Genomic DNA, 19,315 nt, shown 5'->3' on the forward strand with positions numbered 1-19,315 from the left:
CCTTTTTTCGGGGGCAGCCCACGCTCTTTTCGGGGTCTCCCCCCGCCCCGCCCCCGGGGCCGCCCCCCCACCCCCCCCCCCCCCCCCCCCCTCTCTATCTCGGCGGGGGAAGTTCAGCCCTTCTCGGCGCGTGCGGCCGACGACTCGGCCTTCTGCTCCACCTTCTCGCCGGGCTGCTTCGGCGGCACGGAGGCCTTGCGGAACTCGTCGCGCGGGTCGTGCAGGGAGCCGAGGGACACGATCTCGCGCCCCATGAGGAACTGGCCGACCCAGCCGATGAGGATGCGCACCTTGCGGTTGCCGGTCGGCATCGCCATGACGTGGTAGCCGCGGTGCGCGAGCCACGCGAGCGGGCCGCGCAGCTTGAGGAAGCCGAACAGCTCCGCGACGCCCTTGTACAGGCCGAGGGACGCGACGACGCCGACGCTCTTGTGCGCGTAGTCCTCGGGCTGCTGGCCCTTGAGGACGGCGACCAGGTTGTCGGCGAGCTTCGTCGCCTCGCGGATCGCGTGCTGCGCGTTCGGCGGGCAGAACTGGCCGGGGTTGAGCACGTCCGGCACGGCGGCGCAGTCGCCCGCGGCCCAGGCGTCGGGGACGATCTCGCCGTCCTCCGTCGCGACCTGCAGGGTGGGCTTGACGATGACGCGGCCCATCCGGTCGAACGGGAGGTCCGACTCCTCCTTGATGACCGGGTTCGCCTTGACGCCGGCGGTCCACACGATCGTCTCGGTGTCGAACTCGACGCCCGTCGAGGTGACGACGTGCCCGTCCACGCAGGACGACAGGAACGTGTTGAGGTGGAACTCGATGCCGCGCTTCTTCATCTCGTCGAGCGCCCACAGGCCCATGGGCTCGGAGACCTCGGGGAGGATGCGGCCCGAGCCCTCGATCATGACGAAACGCAGGTCCTCGGCGTCGATCGTCGGGTAGTTGCGCGTGGCGTACCGCGCCATGTCCTCGATCTCGGCCAGCGCCTCGATGCCGGCGAAGCCGCCGCCGACGAACGTGAACGTCAGCATGCGCTTGCGCGCGTCCGCGTCCCACGTGGACGAGGCGACGTCCATGCGGTTGAGCACGTGGTTGCGGACCGCGATGGCCTCCTCCACGTTCTTGAAGCCGATCGCGTTCTCCGCGAGGCCCGGGATGGGCAGCGTGCGGGAGACGGAGCCGAGGCCGACGACGAGCTGGTCGTACGAGACCTCGTAGTCCGGCCCCTCCTCGGGGTGGATCGTGATCTTGTGCCCGGCGTGGTCGATGTGGTTGACCAGGCCCTGCAGCACGTCGATGCCCTTGAGGGCCTTGCGGTGCGGGGCGACGACGTCGCGGGCGTCGATCGAGCCCGCGCCGGCCTCCGGCAGGAACGGCGCGTAGGTCATGTACGGCCGCGGGTCGACGACGACGATCGCCGCGTCCTGCTTGCCGAGCTTGCGGCGCAGACGACGCGCCGCGTAGAGACCGACGGAACCACCGCCGAGGACGACGATGCGGGGCACCTTGCGGGGCCGCGGGGCCGCGGCGGGCGCGTCCTGGACAGAGGTGTCCGACGACAGAACGTTCTGAGGCATGAACACCATTCTACGACCGCGCCGGGGGCACGCAGTCGGGCCGTCCACCCTGCGACCCCCGGCAGCTTTCGCGCAGGTCAGGCCGCACGGGTCACACGAGCGAGAGGGCGATGCCGTCGAGGATGTCGCTCTCGCTGGTCACGACGTCGGTCAGCGTGCCGCCCGCGGCGGCGACGTCGTCGCGCACCCGCCGCACGACCTCGGACCAGACCAGCGCGCCCGCGCCGATGACGTCCGCGCGACCGGGGTGCATGAACCCGAGGGCGAGGCGCTGCTCGCGAGTGCGGTGCAGCAGGTCGTCGCACGCGGCGAGCACCCGGTCGACGCCGAGGACGGCGCCGTGCACGGCATCGCGCCGGTACTCCGTGAGCCCCAGGACGTGCGCGGTCACCGACGTCACCGAACCGGCGAGCCCGACGAGCGTCGTGGTCCGGCCGAACGGCACGGTGCGGGCGGCGTCGTCGAGCGCGGCGCGCACGTCGGCGCGCGCGGCCTCCACCTCGGCCGGCGCGGGCGGGTCGGAGTGCAGGTGGCGCTCCGTCATCCGCACCGACCCGACGTCGAGCGAGAGGGCGGCCTCCGGCGTCGTCGTGCCGAGCACCAGCTCGGTCGAGCCGCCGCCGAGGTCCACCACCAGGTACGGCCCGGGGTGCTGCGCGGCGACGCCCGCGGTCGCTCCGCGGAACGACAGCTCCGCCTCCTCGCGGCCCGAGGCCACCTCGGCGTCGACGCCCAGCGCCGCGCGGACGCCGTCGAAGAACTCCCGCCGGTTGCGCGCGTCGCGCGTGGCCGACGTCGCGACGAAGCGCACGCGCGTGGCGCCCGCCTCGCTGATGACCCTCGCGTAGTCGCGCGACGCCTCGAGCGTGCGCGCGAGCGCCTCCGGGGCGAGCTCGCCGGTGCGGTCCACGCCCTGCCCGAGCCGCACGATGCGCAGCTGCCGGTCGATCTCGGTGAGCGTGCCGCCGGGGCCGACGTCGGCGACCAGGAGGCGGATGGAGTTGGTGCCGCAGTCGATCGCGGCGACCCGCGTCGCGCGGGTGGAGCTCTCTGTCACGGGCGACACTGTCTCATCCGACACCGACGGCCCGCCTGCCGGACGTCAGCAGGTGCAGCGGTCGGGCCGCCACTGGTCGCGGACGAGGGCGAGCGCCTCGTCGCCGAGCGGGTTGACCCCGGGCCCGGCGGCCAGCGCGTGCCCCATGAGCACGTGCACGCACTTGACGCGCGTGGGCATGCCGCCGGCGGAGATGCCCTCGATCTCGTCGACCCGCCCGAGCTCGGCGCGCCGGGCGAGGTAGTGCTCGTGCGCCCGGCGGTACGCGGCCGCCAGCTCCTCGTCCTCGGCGAGGCGCGCCGTCATCTCCTTCATCACGCCGTCCGCCTCCAGCCGCGACGCGGCGGCGACCGCCCCCGGGTGGGTGAGGTAGTACGTGGTCGGGAACGGCGTGCCGTCGGGCAGCCGCGGCGCGGTGCGCACGACGAGCGGGCGACCGCACACGCAGCGGGCGGCGATGCCGACGACGCCGCGCGGCTCACGGCCGAGCTGCTCGGCGAGCACCTCGAGGTCGCGGTCGGTGACCACGGTCGGGTCGGCGTCGCCGACGGGGGCGGAGTGGTCGGTCATAGGGGCGGTCCTCGGGGCGTTCGCGGGCGGGGCAGCACCCATTCTCCCCCGGGCGCTCCGCCGCCGGCGCCGCTGCCGGGGTGCGTCCGCTCACCACTCCGCGAACGAGCCGTCCGCGTGCCGCCACACGGGGTTGCGCCACCGGTGCCCGACGGCGGCCCGCTCGCGCACGTAGTCCTCGTCCACCTCGATGCCGAGGCCGGGGCCGCGCGGGATCTCGACCGACCCGTCGGAGTAGGCGAAGACGGACGGGTCGACGACGTAGTCGAGCAGGTCGTTGGAGGTGTTGTAGTGGATGCCCAGGCTCTGCTCCTGGATCACCGCGTTGTAGGTGACGGCGTCGAGCTGCAGGCAGGCGGCGAGCGCGATCGGCCCGAGCGGGCAGTGCGGGGCGACGGCGACGTCGTACGCCTCGGCCATCGCCGCGATCTTGCGGACCTCGGTGATGCCACCGGCGTGCGAGAGGTCGGGCTGGATGACGTCGACGACGCCGGACGTGATGACGTCCTTGAAGTCCCACCGCGAGTACAGGCGCTCCCCCAGCGCGATCGGCGTGCTCGAGGCGCGCAGCACGTCCGCGATGCCGTCGACGTGCTCGGACAGCACCGGCTCCTCGACGAACATCAGGTGGTACGGCTCCAGCGCCTCGAGGAGGACCCGCGCCATCGGGCGGTGCACGCGTCCGTGGAAGTCGACGCCGATGCCGACGTCGGGCCCGACGGCCTCGCGGACGGCGGCGACGTTGGCGACGACCCGTTCCACCTTGTCCCGGGTGTCGAGGTACTGCAGCTCCTCGGGGCCGTTCATCTTCACGGCGGAGAAGCCGCGGCCGACGGCCTCGACCGCGGCCGCCGCGGTCTCGGCCGGCCGGTCGCCGCCGATCCACGAGTACACCTTGATGCGGTCGCGCACGCGCCCGCCCAGCAGCTCGTGCACGGGCACCCCGAGGGCCTTGCCCTTGATGTCCCACAGCGCCTGGTCGATGCCGGCCAGCGCGCTCATGTGGACGCCGCCGCCCCGGTAGAAGCCGGAGCGGTACAGCACGGTCCAGTGGTCCTCGATCTGCCGGGGGTCCTTGCCCACCAGGTAGTCGGACAGCTCCTCGACGGCGGCCGCGACGGTGGCGGCGCGCCCCTCCAGGACGGGCTCTCCCCAGCCGACGATCCCCTCGTCCGTCTCGATCTTGAGGAACAGCCAGCGGGGCGGGACGGCGAACGTCGTCAGCGACGTGATCTTCACGGCTTCCCTTTCAGCGTGCGACGCGCGGTGAGTGGTTCGTGTGCTCGGCCCAGACGCGGACGAGCTCGGCGGCGCGCACCGCGACCGTCTCCGCGGTGTCGCCCGGCCGGTACAGCGAGGTGCCCAGGCCCGCGCCGGCTGCACCTGCGCGGGCCCACTCGCCGAGGGTCGTGGCGTCGACCCCGCCCACGGGGACGAGCGCTGTGCCGGCGGGCAGCACGCTCGCCCAGGCCCGCAGGCCCGCGACGCCGACCGCGGCGGCCGGGAAGAGCTTGACGGCGGTGGCCCCGGCGTCGAGCGCGGCGAACGCCTCGGTGGGCGTGGCCGCCCCCGGGTAGCTCTCCAGCCCGAGCCGCACCGTCTCCGCGACGACGTCGGGCCTCGTGTTCGGCGACACGACGAGCGACGCCCCGGCGTCGGCAGCTCGGCGCACGTCGTCGGGGGTGAGCACGGTGCCCGCCCCGACCCGCGCGTCCGGGCCGGCGGCCTCGCGGATGCGGCGGACCGACGCCAGCGGGTCGGGAGAGTTGAGCGGCACCTCGACGGCGTCGAACCCCGCCCCGAGGACGGCGGCCGCGACGTCGACGGCCTCGGGCGGCGTCACTCCGCGCAGGATGGCGACGAGGCCGACGGGTCGGTGCGTCATGAGAGTCCTTCCTCGGTGCGGGACGGGGTGGTGGCGTGGTGGCGGCCCCGGGCCCCGGGGCCGGGTGCGGCCACGAGCCCGGCGTCGCGGGCGACGCGCCACAGGCCGCGCACCGCCACGTCCTGGCCGGCGACGCGCGCGGCGGCGCCGTGGCGCCCGAGCGCCCGGTCGTAGCGACGCGCGGTCGCGCGGGAGGCGCACACCGTGACGCGCGGGGCCGGGTCGGCGCGCAGCGCGTGCCGCACCTCGGACCCGACGAGGAGGCCCGAGACGTAGTCCGCCACCTCGGCCGGCCGGAGCATGCCCGCCATGACGAGGGTGCGCGCCGTGAACAGCAGCGCCGCCAGCCCGCGCTCGTCCCCGCGCCGCGCCTCGGCGTCGAGCCCGCGGTCGAACACCGCCCACGAGCTGGGCCCGGGGACGTCGTCAGCACCGTCGTCGGGGCCGCCGTCGGCGAGGCGGGCCAGGATGCTGTCGCGCAGCAGGAGGGCGTACAGCTCGCCGGTCATGACCGTGCTGAAGCCCGTGACCAGGTCGCCGTCGAGGTGCACCCACTTGGAGTGGGTGCCGGGCAGCACCGCCGTGGCGAGCGCCGCGCCGCCCTCCTCCCGGGCCTCCTCCAGCGCGCCGAGCAGCTGCACCTCCTCCCCGCGCAGGACGTCGGGGTCCGGCCCGACGACCCGAAGGCCCGGCACCAGGTGCACGACGGTGCCGACGTCGGTCCCGGTCACCGGCACGGGCGTGAGGTGGTCGGCGAGCCGCGGGAGCGCCGCCGGCACGTCGAGGTACCCCGCGTCGGCCCACCCGTGGTTGGAGCCCACCATCCCCGCGGCCAGCACGGGCAGGCCGGGGCGGCGGTCGAGCCAGGACCCGCACAGGCGCACGAACGTGCGCTCGAAGGCGGCGGCGCGGTCCGGCGCGGAGCCGGCGCCCGCGGAGCAGAGGAGGGTGCCGTCGTCCGTGCGCACCTCGTCGAGGACCCCGCCGGCGGCGTCCAGGAGCCAGCCCCGGAAGCTGGAGGTGCCCCAGTCGAGGGCGACGAGCGCGGCGTCGCGTTCGGGTACGTCATCGGCCATGGTCGTGAACGGTAGGCAGCAGTTCCCGATGACGAGAACTGCGTCCCTATTATCGGGATAGCCTCGTCGTCGTGAGCCTGCCCCTCCCCCCGGAGTCCCCCGCGCCCTCGGGCACGCAGACGCTGGCCCGCGGCATCGCCGTCGTCGACGCCGTCGCACGCGGGCACGGCCGCCTGCGCGACATCGCCGCCGACACCGGCATCGGCCGCAGCACCGCCCACCGTCTGCTGCAGCTCTTGCTCGCCACCGGGTACGTGCGCCGGCTCGAGGACGGCCGGTACGCGCTCGGCCCGGCGCTCATCGAGCTCGGCTACCAGGCGCTGCAGGAGAACCCGGTCGCCGACGTCGCCCCCGGGCCGCTCCGGGCGCTCGCGGCCCGCGTTTCCGACACCGTGCACCTCGCCGTCGAGGACCGCGGCCAGGTGCTCTACCTCGACAAGATCCCGGGCACCCGCGGCGCGGAGATGCGCTCCCGGGTCGGGCACCGGATGCCGCTCACGCGCACCGGGGTGGGCAAGGCCCTGCTGCTCGACCGCCCCGACCGGTGGCGCGAGCAGTTCGTCGCCGAGCGGCGCGTCGGCGGGGTAGCGCCGGAGGGGCCGGCGGCCGACGTGCTCACGCCCGACGAGTTCGTCGCCGTCATGGAGGCGTCCGCCCGTCGTGGGGTCGCGTTCGACCTGGAGGAGAACGAGCCCGGCATCCTCTGCGTCGCAGCGCCCGTGCGCGACGCGTCCGGCGCGATCGTCGCCGCCGTGAGCGTCGCCGCCACCCGTCCGTACATGCCGCCCGCGCGGGTGGAGTCGCTCGTGCCCGTCGTCCTCGACACCGCCGCCACCGTCGCGGCCGGGCTCGGCCACCGGCCGGGCGGCCGCTGACCCACGGCCCGCCGGCGCGGGTCAGCCTCCCGACGACGGGCTGGGGGAACCGCCGGGCCCCGGCTCGTCGCCCGTGGCGTCGTCGCCCGTGCCGTCGTCCGTGGTGGCCGGTCCGTCGGCCACCCGCACCGACTCCCAGACCGACTGGTACCAGGGCACGCTCGGCCCCGTGGACGTCCCCACCGGCCCGGAGCCCACGGCCTCGCCCGTCACCGGGTCGACGTCGTCGTCCCCCGCCGCGTCGGGGTCGACGACACGCCACACCCTGTCGGCCGGCATGACGAAGCTGAGGCGCGACCGCGCCTGCTCCTCGACGTACGACCGGTCCTCCCAGCGGCCGAGCTCCACCTCCAGCCGGTCGCGCTCGGCCCGGTTCTGGGCCAGCTCCGTGCGCAGCCGGTCCAGCTCGTGCGCCTGCGTCACCGCGCCGCGCACCGTGGGCAGCAGGAGCACCACCGCGAGCAGCACCACCACCGACAGCACGATGAGCCGGACGGTGAGCACCTCCGGCAGCACGAGCCCGTAGCGGCTGCGCCGCCGGTCCTCGCGCGCCGGCCCTGCCGGACGACGCGACCCGCGCCGCGTGCTCGCCGTGCCCGCGCCGGAGCCCTTGCCGGAGCCCTGGGACGCACCCTTCGACGTGCCCTTCGCGCCGGCGCTCTTGCCCGTGCCCTTCGCCGGGGCCTTGGGCTTGGTTCCCACCGACGCGTTCGACGTCGTCGTGGGCCGCGCGGAACCGCCGCGCGCCCCCGAGGGCCGCGACGCCGGACGGCGGGCGGCGGGCGAGGTCGGGCGACGGGCAGGCACGCCCCGATTCTGCCGAGCCGCACCGCCCTCGCCCGGGACCGTCGTCGGCGCGCCCGCGAGGACGACCCTCCGAGGCGGCACCGAGTCTCCCCGGGGGGTAGTACGCATCTCCGCGAGGTAGTACTACCTCGCGGAGATGCGTACTACCTCGGCGCGGTGCGTACCACCTCGTGGGACGACGACGGCCGGCCGCCCCCGAGGGGAGCGACCGGCCGTCGTCGTGCAGCGTCCGGGGTGTCAGCCCTGGAAGCGCGGGAAGGCCGAACGGCCGGCGTAACGACCGGCGTCGTCCAGCGCCTCCTCGATGCGCAGGAGCTGGTTGTACTTGTTGATGCGCTCGCCGCGGGCGGTGGCGCCGGTCTTGATCTGGCCGGCGTTGGTCGCGACGGACAGGTCGGCGATGGTGGTGTCCTCGGTCTCGCCGGAGCGGTGCGAGGTCATCGTCGTGAAGCCGTTGCGCTGCGCGAGCGTGACGGCGTCGAGCGTCTCGGTGAGCGTGCCGATCTGGTTGAGCTTGACCAGCAGCGAGTTGGCGGCCTTCTCCTCGATGCCGCGGGCGAGGCGCTCGGGGTTGGTGACGAACAGGTCGTCGCCGACGACCTGCACCTTGTCGCCGACCTCGGAGACGAACTGCGTCCAGGCGCCCCACTCGTCCTCGGACAGCGGGTCCTCGATGGAGACGATCGGGTAGTTCGCGACCAGGCCCTCGTAGAGCTTGATCATGTCCTCGGTCGAGTGCACCTCGCCGTTCTTGAAGTGGTACGCCCCGTCCTTGAAGAACTCGGTCGCGGCGACGTCCATCGCGATGGCGACGTCGGAGCCCGGCGTGAAGCCCGCCTTCTCGATCGCCTCGACGATGAGGTCCAGGGCGGCGGAGTTCGACGGCAGGTCGGGGGCGAACCCGCCCTCGTCGCCGAGGCCCGTGGAGAAGCCCTTGCCCTTCAGCACGCTCTTGAGGGCGTGGTAGACCTCGGTGCCCGTGCGCAGGGCCTCCTTGAAGGTCGGCGCACCGATCGGCGCGATCATGAACTCCTGGAAGTCCACCGTCGAGTCGGCGTGCGACCCGCCGTTGATGATGTTCATCATCGGCACGGGCAGCACGTGCGCGTTCGGGCCGCCGACGTAGCGGAACAGGTCCAGGCCGGCCGACTTCGCGGCGGCCTTCGCGACGGCGAGCGAGACGCCGAGGATCGCGTTGGCGCCCAGCTTGCCCTTGTTCGGGGTGCCGTCCAGCTCGATGAGGGTCTGGTCGATGATGCGCTGCTCCTCGGCGTCGTAGCCGATGAGCTCGGGGGCGATGTCGTCGATGACGGCGTTGACCGCGCCCTCGACGCCCTTGCCCAGGTAGCGCCCCTTGTCGCCGTCACGGCGCTCGACGGCCTCGAACGCGCCGGTCGAGGCGCCCGACGGGACCGCGGCGCGGGCGAAGGTGCCGTCGTCCAGCGCGATCTCCACCTCGACGGTGGGGTTGCCGCGCGAGTCGAGGATCTCGCGTGCTCCAACGGCTTCGATGCTTGCCACGGGTGCTCCTTCAGACGGGGGTCCGCGGGCGACCGCGCGACCACGCTCAGGCGAGTGCCCGGGGCCGCTGACGCCCGCGACGGTGCTGGGTTGACCCGCCCAGCCTAGACCGGCGTCCACCCGGCGGCTCCCTCGACCACCCTGCGGGCACGGCCGCGCCGATAGCGTGGACCCCGTGGACAGCGTCTGGGACTTCCTCGGCTCCTACTGGTGGCTGATCTTCTTCGTCGGGCCCGCCGTGGGCGGCGCCGCCCGGAGCATCTCGAGCTGGGACCGGCAGCGGCGCCAGGACAAGCTCGAGATGTACCGCATCAAGCACGGCGCCCCGCAGCCCGCCGCCCCGGCCGAGCAGGCCGACGAGGAGGCCCTGACCAGCGAGATCGAGCGCACGGTGGCCGCGCACGACGCGACGCAGCAGCGCTGGCTGGCGTACGAGCTCGACGCCGTGAAGTCCCTCGAGTACCCGCTGATGTCGGACATGCGCGAACAGGTGACCGTCGACTTCCACCGAGCCCGGCGGGCGGCGGAGGACCTCCGCCCCGACGACCTGGACGAGCTGCGCGACCGCCGCCGCCTCGACCGCTACCGCGACGCCGTCCGCGAGATGCAGGTCCGCTTCGACGTCGCGGAGCGGGAGGCGAAGCGGCGCCGCGCGTCCGACTTCTCCCCCGCGGAGCGGCAGGCCCTCGACCGGGCGAAGAAGCTGCTGGCGATGGCCGACGACGAGGGGTCGTCGCAGGCCGAGCGGCAGTCCGCGTACCGGCGGGCCATGAAGGAGCTCGAGGGGATCGTCGTGCTGCCGGACGCCGCCACCGACGCGCTCGAGCAGCGCATCGCCGGCGAGCTGGGGCGGGCCGCGGGCGACTGACGCGGTCGGCCGAGGCGGCCGACCGACCGGTCAGCGTTCGTCGGGCAGCTTCTGGCGGGCCTCGCGCCGCAGGGACGCCGCGAGCGCGTCGCCCATCCGGTCCAGGAAGGCGCGCACGGCCGCGGGATCGGCCCCGCCCGCGTGCTTGAGCGCGATGCCGACGGGCTTGCGCACCACGGGGTCGGGGTCGGCGTGCAGCAGCTCCACGAGGCGGAGCAGGTCGGCGATCCCCGCGGCGTGCGGCGGCCGCGTGTACGCGAGCGGCGCGGTGAGCGCCGTGCGGCGCCGCAGCGGGTCGTCCGAGCGGGCGAGGTCGAACAGCGGCTCGCGGGATCGGTCGCGCAGGTGGACCCCGACGACGCGCGGCGCCGCCCGGTCCACCATGTCCCACGTGTCGATGCGGTCGTGCCGGTCGAGGTACGTGCGGTACCGCGCCTCCCGCTCGGCGTCGGTGACGCGCGGTCGCCGGACGGCGAAGTCGAGGACGCAGAACGCGGCGAGCCGGGGCTCGTACGCGGGTTCGTCGAGCAGGCGGTGCACCTGGTCCAGCGGCATCGCGGCGTACCGCTTCGCCACGTCGAACAGCGTGCCCATCCGGACGCCGAGCACCTCGCCCGAGCCCGCGTAGTGCCGGTTCGGGTGCGCCGCCGGGTCCGCGACGGCGTGCAGGTCGGCGACGAGGGCGTCGGCGGTGAGGTCCACGGGACCACGGTAAGGACCCGGGGCGGCGCCCGCCCGGCTCCCTCAGGCGGCAGTGGCCACCAGCCGCTCGAGGGTCGCCCGGGCGGGCGGCCCCCAGGTGGGCTTGCCGCCCGGGCGGCCGTGGTCGCCGGCGTCGCCGACGAGCAGCCCGCCCAGCGCGGTGGCCGCCGCCCACCCGCGGGCGCGACGTCGGGTCGCGTCGTCGGCGGGGCGGCCGTCCGGTCCCCGGTAGGCCGCGAGGAAGCGCTCGACGGCGCCGTCGGGCAGCAGCCGCCACGCGCCGGCCAGGTCGTAGGCGGGGTCGTCGGCGCACAGGTCGCCGAAGTCGATCACGCCGCTCAGCGCGCCGTCGGCGGTGACGACGTTGGCCGGGTGCAGGTCGGAGTGCAGCCAGACCGCCGGCCCGTCCCACGCGGGGGCGTCGACGGCGTCGTGCCAGACGGCGCGCACCGGCTCCGGGTCCGCGAGGAGCCCGCGCTCGACCACCTCGCCGAGCCCGTGCTCGACCCCGGAGGTGTGGTTCGCGAGCGGGCCGCCGCGGCCGCGGCCGGTGGGCGCGCCGTCCGGGGCCGGGCGGTGCAGCGCGGACAGGAACGCCGCGAGGACGTCCGCCGACTCCGGCCGCGTGACGGGTGCACGGTCGGCGGGCTCGCCGGGCACCCACGTCGTGACGATCCAGGGTCGACCGAACAGCGCGCCCGGCTCGCCGAGCCGCTGCGGCACGGGCACCGGCAGCGGCAGGGCCGGGGCGAGCCGGGGCAGCCACGCGTGCTCCTTGCGCAGCAGCGCGTCGGCCGACCCCGTGGCCCACGGCAGCCGCACGGCGAGGTCGTCGCCGAGCCGCCAGAGCTGGTTGTCCCAGCCGCACGCGCCCAGGCGGACGGGGAGGTGGGCGAGGTCCGGGTGCTGCTCGCGCAGCAGGTCCCGGACCAGGTCGGCGGTGATCTCGACGTCGGTGGTGGTCACGCCGCGTCACGCTAGCGGCGCGGGTGACCGCACCGGCGCGGCGCCACGACCCCGCACCGGATCGTCACGACGTCGGCACGCACCGACCGCCGCCCCGTCAGTGGCTGGGCTGCGCCGCGGCGGGGACGTCGGGCGGCGTGGTGGTGTCGTCCGGGGTGCCGTCGTCAGCGGCGTCACCGGGCCGAGGCGGACGTGCCACGAGCTCCAGCAGCGCGATGAGGACGCCCGCCACCAGCGCCGTACCGATGATGAGCCCCGGCGTGGGGCTGCCCGCGAGCAGGAGCACCAGGGCCGCGATCACGATGATCGTCACGCGGACCAGGGTGCGGTACCGGCCCAGCCAGTCGCCCACCGGCCCGGTCGACACCCCGCGCCCCTCGCCGTAGTCGCGCAGCCGCGCGAACCCGCGGCCCGCACCCGCGCGCAGCGACCGCGCCGACGCGCTGCTCCCGCCCAGGTAGGCGACGATCGCGACCACGAGTCCGAGCACGCCGATCGTCCGCAGCGTGACCCTCAGGAACGACACGACCTGGTCGAACAGCACCTCGGCCGCGTCGAGCCGCAGCACCACGTCCTTGAGCGCGTCGAGGTAGATCCCCCGGCCGATCGCGAGGCCGATCGCCAGGACCACCATCGAGGCCGCGAGCGCCAGACCCGCCACGACCAGGGTGCGCGACTTGTGCCGCGCGACGAGCACGCCCGCAGCCAGCAGACCGAGCGAGATCCACGGCAGCCACGTCCCCAGCGCCACCACCTGCGCGTACCGGTTCTGCACCTGCACCAGCTGCGACGTCTGCAGGAGCGTGAACGTCGCGTTCACCTCCGGGATCCGCGCCGCGACGCCCAGGCCCCGGTCGACGAGCCGCTGCTTGAGCAGGTCGATCATCCCGGAGAGCTGGATGGTGAGCTGGCCGTCCTGCCCGATCTGCAGCAGCTCCCCGCCCTCGCCGCGCATCGTCGCGACGAGCTGCTGGTGCGCCACCCGGTTGGCCTGCACCCAGGCGTCCTCGAACGCGTCGCTGGTCACGACGCCGTCGGCCGCGCGGCGCACGAAGGACTCGACACCGCTGGTCAGCGGGCCCTCGAGCTGCGTCAGCGCGTCCGTCGCGCGGGGCCCGACGCCCCGCTGCTCCAGCCCGTCGACGACCGTCCCGAGGATCGCCTGGACGTCGATCTGCTCCATCACGACGTCGGTGAGCCGGCCGGCGACGGCGCCCTGGATCGCGGGGTCCGCGGCGATCGGCCCGACCGTCGCGACGTACCGGTCCGTGTCGGTGAGGGTGCGCTCGGCCCAGGCAGCGACCACGGCGACCGGCGCGAGCAGCGCCCCGAGGACGACGAGGACGACGGCGGCCGCCGCCCGGCCCCGGTGGCGCGGCTCGCGGGGCGCGGGCGGCGCGGCCGCGACGAGCACCGGCTGGCCGCCGGCCGCGAGCCGCGCGCGCAGCTCGGCGTTCTCCCGCTCGAGCGCGGCCAGGCGCGCCGCCGCGTCCTGCGGCGCCCCCGCGCCGTCGCGCCCGTCGTCGGTCGTCCCGCTCATCGCGTCCCCGTCCGTCGCCCTGCCGGCCCGCGGTCGCGGGCCTCGCGGAGGGCGCGGCCAGCCCGCGCCGCGCCCGTCCGCTCCTCATGCTAGGAACGGATTCCGCTCGCCACCTGGCGAGACGGCAAATCCACCCGGATGCGGCACCAGCGATCATTCCCGGCCCCCGCGGAGGTCGACCCGCCATGACGACCGCACCCGGGACCGACCCGCTGACCGACCCCCTGCCCGGCCCCGCCCACCTGCCGGAGACCGCCCGCCGCCTCGTCGCCGAGCCCCACGTGGCGCACCTGGCGACGCTGCTGGCCGACGGCTCGCCGCACAGCGTGCCGCTGTGGGTGTCGTGGGAGGGCGACCTCCTCGCGTTCCTCACGGGCCCGCGCTCGCAGAAGGCGCGCAACGTGGAGCGCGACCCGCGCGTCGCCGTGTCCGTGACGCACACCGAGCGCCCCTGGGAGATGGCCATGCTGCGTGGCCGCGTGGTGCGGGTGCTCGACGGCGACAGCGGGTGGGCCGTCGTCGACAGGATCGCCCGTGCGCACACCGGCGCCGACTACCCGCGCGGCGAGGAGCGCGTGGCCGTCCTCGTCGAGGTGGAGCACGCGACGGCGCGGTCCTTCGGCTGACGCGACGCTCGGGCTCCAGGCCCGCCGTGCTGGCCCTCCTGCTGCGACGAGGGGTTGTGCCGGGCGGGCGCCCCGCCCCCGGACGGCGACTACCTCGGCGAGGACGTGCCGACCGAGGCAGCGGCGGAGACCTCGCCCAGGACGACCGCGTCGATCAGCTGCCGCGCCCAGGCGAGCACCTCCGCCCCGCGCAGGGGTCGGCCGCCGATGCGCGCCGTCGTCGGGAACGGCACGAGGAACGCGCGGATCGCGGGCTTGAGGATCGTGCCCGGGTACAGCCGCTTGAGCCGCAGCTGCGCCGACTCCGCGAGGTCCACCGGCGCGAACCGCACGAACTTGCCCTGCGCCGTGACGTCCGTGAGACCGGCGCGGCGGGCGTGGTTGCGGAAGTCCGCGACGTCGAACAGCGCGGACGCGACCTCGGGGAGCTTGCCGTAGCGGTCCACGAGCTCGGCGCGCACCTCCGCGAGCCCGGTCGCGTCCTGCGCGGCCGCGATCTTCTTGTACGCCTCGAGGCGCAGCCGCTCGGTCGCGATGAACGACTCGGGCAGGTGCGCGTCGACGGGCAGCTCGATGGTGACCTCGGGCTGCTCCTCCTCGCGCTCGCCGCGGAACGCGGCCACGGCCTCGCCCACCATGCGCACGTAGAGGTCGAAGCCGACGCCCGCGATGTGGCCGGACTGCTCGCCGCCCAGCAGGTTGCCCGCGCCCCGGATCTCCAGGTCCTTCATGGCGATCTGCATGCCCGCGCCGAGGTCGGTGTGCGCGGCCATGGTGGAGAGCCGGTCGTGCGCCGTGTCGGTGAGCGGCCGCTCCGGCGGGTACAGGAAGTACGCGTACGCGCGCTCCCGCCCGCGGCCCACGCGGCCGCGCAGCTGGTGCAGCTGCGACAGGCCGAGCACGTCGGCGCGCTCCAGGATCAGGGTGTTGGCGTTGGAGATGTCCAGGCCGGTCTCGATGATCGTCGTGCAGACCAGCACGTCCAGCTCCTTCTCCCAGAAGGCGCGGATCACCTGGTCCAGCTGGTGCTCGCTCATCTTGCCGTGGGCCACGCCGATGCGGGCCTCGGGGACGAGCTCCGCCAGGCGCGACGCCGTCTTCTGGATGGTCTCCACCTTGTTGTGCACGTAGAAGACCTGGCCCTCGCGCAGCAGCTCGCGGCGGACGGCCGCGGCGATCTGCTTCTCCTCGTACGCGCCCACGTAGGTGAGCACGGGGTGCCGCTCCTCCGGAGGCGTGGCGAGGGTCGACATCTCGCGGATGCCGGTCACCGCCATCTCGAGCGTGCGCGGGATCGGCGTCGCGGACATCGCCAGCACGTCCACGTTGGTGCGCAGCTGCTTGAGCGTCTCCTTGTGCTCGACGCCGAACCGCTGCTCCTCGTCGACGATCACGAGGCCCAGGTCCTTGAACCGCACCGACCCGGTGAGCAGGCGGTGCGTGCCGATGACGATGTCCACGGTGCCCTTCGCGAGGTCCTCCACCGTCTCGGCGGACTCCTTGTCCGACTGGAAGCGGGACAGCGCCCGCACCGTGACGGGGAATCCCGCGTACCGCTCGGAGAACGTGTCGAAGTGCTGCTGCACCAGCAGCGTCGTCGGCACCAGCACGGCCACCTGCTTGCCGTCCTGCACCGCCTTGAACGCGGCGCGGATCGCGATCTCCGTCTTGCCGTAGCCGACGTCGCCGCACACGAGACGGTCCATCGGGACCGGCTTCTCCATGTCTGCCTTGACCTCGTCGATCGTCACGAGCTGGTCGGGCGTCTCGACGTATGCGAACGCGTCCTCCAGCTCCCGCTGCCACGGGGTGTCGGGGCCGAACGAGTGCCCCTGGGTGGCCATGCGCGCCGAGTACAGACGGATGAGCTCGCCCGCGATCTCCTTGACGTGCTTGCGGGCGCGCGCCTTGGTGTTCTTCCAGTCCGCGCCGCCCATCTTGGACAGCGACGGCGCCTCGCCGCCCGTGTACTTCGTGACCTGGTCGAGCTGGTCCATCGGCACGAACAGCCGGTCGCCCGGCTGGCCCCGCTTGGACGACGCGTACTCGATGACCAGGTACTCGCGCGTCGCCGCGTTCGCGCCCGCGCCGAGCGTGCGCTGCACCATCTCGACGAACCGGCCCACGCCGTGCTGCTCGTGCACCACGTAGTCGCCGCCGCGCAGCTGCAGCGGGTCGACGACGTTGCGCCGGCGGCTCGGCATCCTGCGCATGTCGCGGGTCGTGGACCCCTGCCGGCCCGTGAGGTCGGACTCGCTGAACACCGCGAGCCGCAGGTCCGTGGCGACGAACCCCTTGCCGACCAGCGCCGGGGCGACGAGGACGACGCCGCCCTCGGGCTCCTCCCCCAGCTCGGCGACCATGCGCGCGGCCGTGTCCTGCGCGGCCAGCTGCTCGACCATGCGCTTGGCCGGGCCGTGGCCCTCCGTGGTGAGCAGCAGCCGCCAGCCCGCGCGCTGCAGCGTCTGGACGTCGTCCAGCGCGCGCTGCAGGTCGCCGCGGTACGACTCGACGTCGCGCGCCCCGACGGTGAAGGTCGTGACGCCGTCGACCTCCGCCTCGGCCACGGTGCCCTCGTCGCCGCCCGCGTCGAGCGCGAACGACGACAGCGTCCACCAGCCGAGGCCGCGGCGGGCGGCGACGTCGCGCACCTCGGCGAACGTCTCGAACGACGCCGCGGACAGGTCGATCGGCGCGGCCCCGCCGGCGACGGCGCCCGTCCAGGCGGCGGCGAGGAACTCCTCGGTCGTGGCGACGAGGTCGTGCGCGCGACGGCGGACGCGCTCGGGCTCGTCGATGACCAGCAGCGCGTCGTCGGGCACCAGCTCGAGCACCGGGACCATGCGGTCCACGAGCACCGGGGCGAGCGACTCCATGCCCTCGACGGCGACGCCCGCGGCCAGCTTGTCGAGCATCTCGATCGCGCCGGGCAACCGCTCCACGAGGCCGGCCGCGCGCTCGCGCACCGTGTCGGTGAGCAGGATCTCGCGGCACGGCGGGGCCCACAATCCCTGCTCGGCGATCTCGAGGGAGCGCTGGTCGGCGACGGCGAACCAGCGGATCTCCGTCACCTCGTCGCCCCAGAACTCGATGCGCAGGGGGTGGTCCTCCGTCGGCGGGAAGACGTCGAGGATGCCGCCGCGGACGGCGAACTCGCCGCGACGCTCGACCATGTCCACGCGCGTGTACGCGGCGCCGACCAGGCGGTCGGCGACGTCCGTGAGGTCCGCCGTCGAGCCGGAGTGCAGCTCGACCGGCACCAGCTCGCCCAGCCCCTCGACCACCGGCTGCAGCAGCGCGCGGGCGGGCATGACGAGCAGGCGGACCGGGCCGGTCTGGCCGGGCTCGGGGTCCGGGTGCGCCAGCCGCCGGAACACCGCGAGCCGCTTGGCGACCGTGTCCGCGCGGGGTGAGAGCCGCTCGTGCGGCAGCGTCTCCCACGCCGGCAGCACCGCGACGTCGTCGGCCCGGTCGTCGGGCAGGTAGGCGCGTACCGAGGCGGCGAGCTCGTCGGCCTCGCGACCCGTCGCGGTGACGACGACGAGCGGCCGCCGCTCGGCCGCCGCCGCCAGCAGCGGGGCGCGCACGCCGACCGGCCCGACGACGTCCGCGAAGCCGCGCGCCGGGACGTGCTCGAGCGCGGCGGTGGCGCCGGGGTCGGCGAGGAGGGCGGGGACGATGCCGGTGAGGTTCATGCGGGTCCTTCGGGCGGGGTCTGCGGCGCGGTGCGATCGGGACGTGACTCGGTGTGCGGGCACGACGACAGGCCCAGCTCTCCCCGGGACGCACGGGGTTCCGGGGCCACGTCGTGGCCGGGGAACCTTGCGACCGGCGGGGGTGCCGGGCGTGCCGCACCAGACTACGCCGACCCTCCGACGTCGCCCCGCGAGGTAGTACGGGAGCTGCCGAGGTAGTACGAACCTTGCCCAGGTAGTACGAGGCCTGCCGAGGGAATGCTCCCTCGGCAGGCCTCGTACTACCTCGCGGGCTCCCGTACTACCTCGCGGAGACCGGTACTACCTCGGCAGGTGCAGGACTACCTCGCCGGGCCCGTCGCGGCGGTCAGCTGCCCGGGATGCGGCTGGTCAGGTCCTCGGGGAGCTGGTCGCGGATGCCGTCGGGCAGGCGGTCCAGCAGGTCCTCGCAGGAGACGGGGTCGCCCGCCTGGCACTGGCCGCCGAGCTCCTGGAGCTGGTCGGCGTCGCCGAGGGTGCCGGCGAGGTCCTGCAGGTCGCCGAAGGAGAGGTCGCCGGTGAGGCCGCCGAGCAGCAGGTCCGGGACGGACAGGTCCGTCTGCGTGAGCTGCTCCGCCTCGTCCAGAGCCTGCTGGATGTCGTCGCCGTAGGTGTTCCAGAGCCACAGCCCGGCGATGACCACGAGCGCCGTGAACACCACCTGGATCGACCCGAACGCGATGCCCGTCTTGGCCATGCCACGCCCGCCGGAGCGGCGACGGCGGGTCCGGTCCAGGCCGATGCCGCCCAGGATGATCGCGAGCACGCCCAGCAGCGGCACGACGAACCCGAGGATGCCGGTGATCAGCGCCGCCACGGCCGTCGGCTCCGTGCCGCGGCTCGCGGGCTCCGGGGCGGCCCGGCCCGGCCCCGACGGCCCCCCGTGCCCGGGCGCAGGCGCCGCGCCCCACGGCGACAGGGCGGCCGCGCGCTGCGGGGACGGCTGCGGGGCCGCCTGCGGGGCCGGCTGCTGGGCCGGCGCGGCGGGCTGGGGCGCGGCCGTGCGGGACGCCGGCGCGTGCGGGGCGGGCGTCGCGGCCGGCGCCGACAGCGACCCGACCGGGCGGGACGAGGTACGCCGCGGCGGGGCGGCGTTCGGCAGCACCTGCGTGCCGTCGCCGTACCCCCCGGGCGACGGCGCGGACGGCAGCACCTGCGTGCCGTCGGCGTACCCGGAACCCGCCTGGGCCCGCGGCAGCACCGCCGTCCCGTCGACGTACCCGCCGAACTCCTGCGCGGACGGCAGCACGGTCGTGCCCTCGTCATGACCGCTCGCCCCGCGCGCCGGCAGCACCTGCGTGCCGTCGTCGTACCCGCCCAGCGCCTGCGTCGCCGGCAGCGCCGACGTGCCGTCCTGGCGCGGCGGGATCACCTGGGTGTGCGGGGCATCGGGGGCGTCGTACCCGCGCGGCTGGCTCATGGTCCTCCTGGTCGGATCGTCTGACGGCTCGTCGGGGATCACGGACGGTCGGCCGCCGTCCGGTCCGCGATGCTACCCACCCGCGAGGGCCGCGCGGCCGTCC

The 19,315-nt window shown here is 75.0% G+C and carries 16 protein-coding genes; 3 read left to right on the forward strand and 13 right to left on the reverse strand.

Features of this window, described 5'->3' with window-relative positions; genetic code table 11:
* Positions 1–113: 113 nt before the first annotated feature.
* From ACH443_RS16720 to ACH443_RS16745, 6 genes are all read right to left on the reverse strand, one after another.
* Positions 114–1,565 (reverse strand): NAD(P)/FAD-dependent oxidoreductase, encoded by a 1,452-nt coding sequence (locus ACH443_RS16720; RefSeq protein ID WP_429764515.1) that lies wholly within the window; start codon positions 1,563–1,565, stop codon positions 114–116.
* A gap of 91 nt (positions 1,566–1,656) precedes the next feature.
* Positions 1,657–2,622, reverse strand: coding sequence for an exopolyphosphatase (locus tag ACH443_RS16725; protein WP_429764514.1), 966 nt, complete (start codon positions 2,620–2,622; stop codon positions 1,657–1,659).
* A 45-nt stretch (positions 2,623–2,667) separates the two neighbouring features.
* On the reverse strand, positions 2,668–3,192 hold the full coding sequence (locus ACH443_RS16730) for a DUF501 domain-containing protein (RefSeq protein ID WP_430590940.1): 525 nt from the start codon (positions 3,190–3,192) through the stop codon (positions 2,668–2,670).
* 90 nt (positions 3,193–3,282) lie between these two features.
* Positions 3,283–4,431 carry a galactonate dehydratase gene (gene dgoD, locus ACH443_RS16735; RefSeq protein WP_430590941.1) on the reverse strand — a complete coding sequence of 383 codons (1,149 nt, stop codon included), beginning with the start codon at positions 4,429–4,431 and terminating at the stop codon, positions 3,283–3,285.
* Positions 4,432–4,441: 10 nt separating this feature from the next.
* Positions 4,442–5,077 (reverse strand): 2-dehydro-3-deoxy-6-phosphogalactonate aldolase, encoded by a 636-nt coding sequence (locus ACH443_RS16740; protein WP_430590942.1) that lies wholly within the window; start codon positions 5,075–5,077, stop codon positions 4,442–4,444.
* The gene (locus ACH443_RS16745) at positions 5,074–6,153 is read right to left on the reverse strand and encodes a 2-dehydro-3-deoxygalactonokinase (RefSeq protein WP_430590943.1); all 1,080 of its coding nucleotides are present in this window, start codon (positions 6,151–6,153) and stop codon (positions 5,074–5,076) included. Before ACH443_RS16745 ends, ACH443_RS16740 begins: the two co-directional genes overlap by 4 nt.
* A 71-nt stretch (positions 6,154–6,224) precedes the next feature.
* Between ACH443_RS16745 and ACH443_RS16750 the strand changes: the two genes are divergently transcribed.
* Positions 6,225–7,028, forward strand: a complete 804-nt coding sequence (locus tag ACH443_RS16750) for an IclR family transcriptional regulator (protein ID WP_430590944.1) — start codon at positions 6,225–6,227, stop codon at positions 7,026–7,028.
* A gap of 21 nt (positions 7,029–7,049) precedes the next feature.
* Here ACH443_RS16750 and ACH443_RS16755 read toward each other — a convergent pair whose 3' ends face one another.
* Together ACH443_RS16755 and eno are read right to left on the reverse strand one after the other, a co-directional pair.
* Positions 7,050–7,835, reverse strand: a complete 786-nt coding sequence (locus ACH443_RS16755; protein WP_430590945.1) for a septum formation initiator family protein — start codon at positions 7,833–7,835, stop codon at positions 7,050–7,052.
* A 237-nt stretch (positions 7,836–8,072) separates the two neighbouring features.
* Positions 8,073–9,356: a phosphopyruvate hydratase gene (eno, locus tag ACH443_RS16760; protein WP_429764507.1), complete on the reverse strand. Its 1,284-nt coding sequence runs from the start codon at positions 9,354–9,356 to the stop codon at positions 8,073–8,075.
* A 175-nt stretch (positions 9,357–9,531) separates the two neighbouring features.
* Here eno and ACH443_RS16765 point away from each other — a divergent pair, with 175 nt between their 5' ends.
* Positions 9,532–10,224, forward strand: coding sequence for a hypothetical protein (locus ACH443_RS16765; RefSeq protein WP_429764506.1), 693 nt, complete (start codon positions 9,532–9,534; stop codon positions 10,222–10,224).
* A 30-nt stretch (positions 10,225–10,254) separates the two neighbouring features.
* On the opposite strand, the gene ACH443_RS16770 is transcribed toward ACH443_RS16765, so the two are convergent.
* The 3 genes from ACH443_RS16770 to ACH443_RS16780 all read right to left on the reverse strand — a co-directional run bounded on the left by ACH443_RS16770 (position 10,255) and on the right by ACH443_RS16780 (position 13,432).
* Positions 10,255–10,926, reverse strand: coding sequence for a DNA alkylation repair protein (locus ACH443_RS16770; protein WP_429764505.1), 672 nt, complete (start codon positions 10,924–10,926; stop codon positions 10,255–10,257).
* A gap of 42 nt (positions 10,927–10,968) precedes the next feature.
* Positions 10,969–11,892 (reverse strand): phosphotransferase, encoded by a 924-nt coding sequence (locus ACH443_RS16775; RefSeq protein WP_430590946.1) that lies wholly within the window; start codon positions 11,890–11,892, stop codon positions 10,969–10,971.
* A 97-nt stretch (positions 11,893–11,989) separates the two neighbouring features.
* Positions 11,990–13,432, reverse strand: a complete 1,443-nt coding sequence (locus ACH443_RS16780) for a hypothetical protein (protein ID WP_430590947.1) — start codon at positions 13,430–13,432, stop codon at positions 11,990–11,992.
* A gap of 185 nt (positions 13,433–13,617) precedes the next feature.
* Here ACH443_RS16780 and ACH443_RS16785 point away from each other — a divergent pair, with 185 nt between their 5' ends.
* Positions 13,618–14,058, forward strand: a complete 441-nt coding sequence (locus tag ACH443_RS16785; RefSeq protein ID WP_430590948.1) for a TIGR03618 family F420-dependent PPOX class oxidoreductase — start codon at positions 13,618–13,620, stop codon at positions 14,056–14,058.
* A gap of 89 nt (positions 14,059–14,147) precedes the next feature.
* Here ACH443_RS16785 and mfd read toward each other — a convergent pair whose 3' ends face one another.
* Positions 14,148–17,753, reverse strand: a complete 3,606-nt coding sequence (mfd, locus tag ACH443_RS16790) for a transcription-repair coupling factor (RefSeq protein WP_430590949.1) — start codon at positions 17,751–17,753, stop codon at positions 14,148–14,150.
* Between the two features lie 367 nt (positions 17,754–18,120).
* Positions 18,121–19,212, reverse strand: a complete 1,092-nt coding sequence (locus ACH443_RS16795; protein WP_430590950.1) for a DUF4190 domain-containing protein — start codon at positions 19,210–19,212, stop codon at positions 18,121–18,123.
* Positions 19,213–19,315 lie beyond the last annotated feature (103 nt).

The organism is Isoptericola sp. NPDC019571 (assembly GCF_044389385.1).
Taxonomy (GTDB): Bacteria; Actinomycetota; Actinomycetes; order Actinomycetales; family Cellulomonadaceae; genus Isoptericola; species Isoptericola nanjingensis.

Coding starts and splice junctions, on each gene's coding strand:
- ACH443_RS16780 (WP_430590947.1), bottom strand. CDS start 13,432: ATGAGCGGGACGACCGACGACGGGCGCGACGGCGCGGGGGCGCCGCAG.
- mfd (WP_430590949.1), bottom strand. CDS start 17,753: ATGAACCTCACCGGCATCGTCCCCGCCCTCCTCGCCGACCCCGGCGCC.
- ACH443_RS16795 (WP_430590950.1), bottom strand. CDS start 19,212: ATGAGCCAGCCGCGCGGGTACGACGCCCCCGATGCCCCGCACACCCAG.
- ACH443_RS16740 (WP_430590942.1), bottom strand. CDS start 5,077: ATGACGCACCGACCCGTCGGCCTCGTCGCCATCCTGCGCGGAGTGACG.
- ACH443_RS16730 (WP_430590940.1), bottom strand. CDS start 3,192: ATGACCGACCACTCCGCCCCCGTCGGCGACGCCGACCCGACCGTGGTC.
- ACH443_RS16720 (WP_429764515.1), bottom strand. CDS start 1,565: ATGCCTCAGAACGTTCTGTCGTCGGACACCTCTGTCCAGGACGCGCCC.
- ACH443_RS16785 (WP_430590948.1), top strand. CDS start 13,618: ATGACGACCGCACCCGGGACCGACCCGCTGACCGACCCCCTGCCCGGC.
- ACH443_RS16745 (WP_430590943.1), bottom strand. CDS start 6,153: ATGGCCGATGACGTACCCGAACGCGACGCCGCGCTCGTCGCCCTCGAC.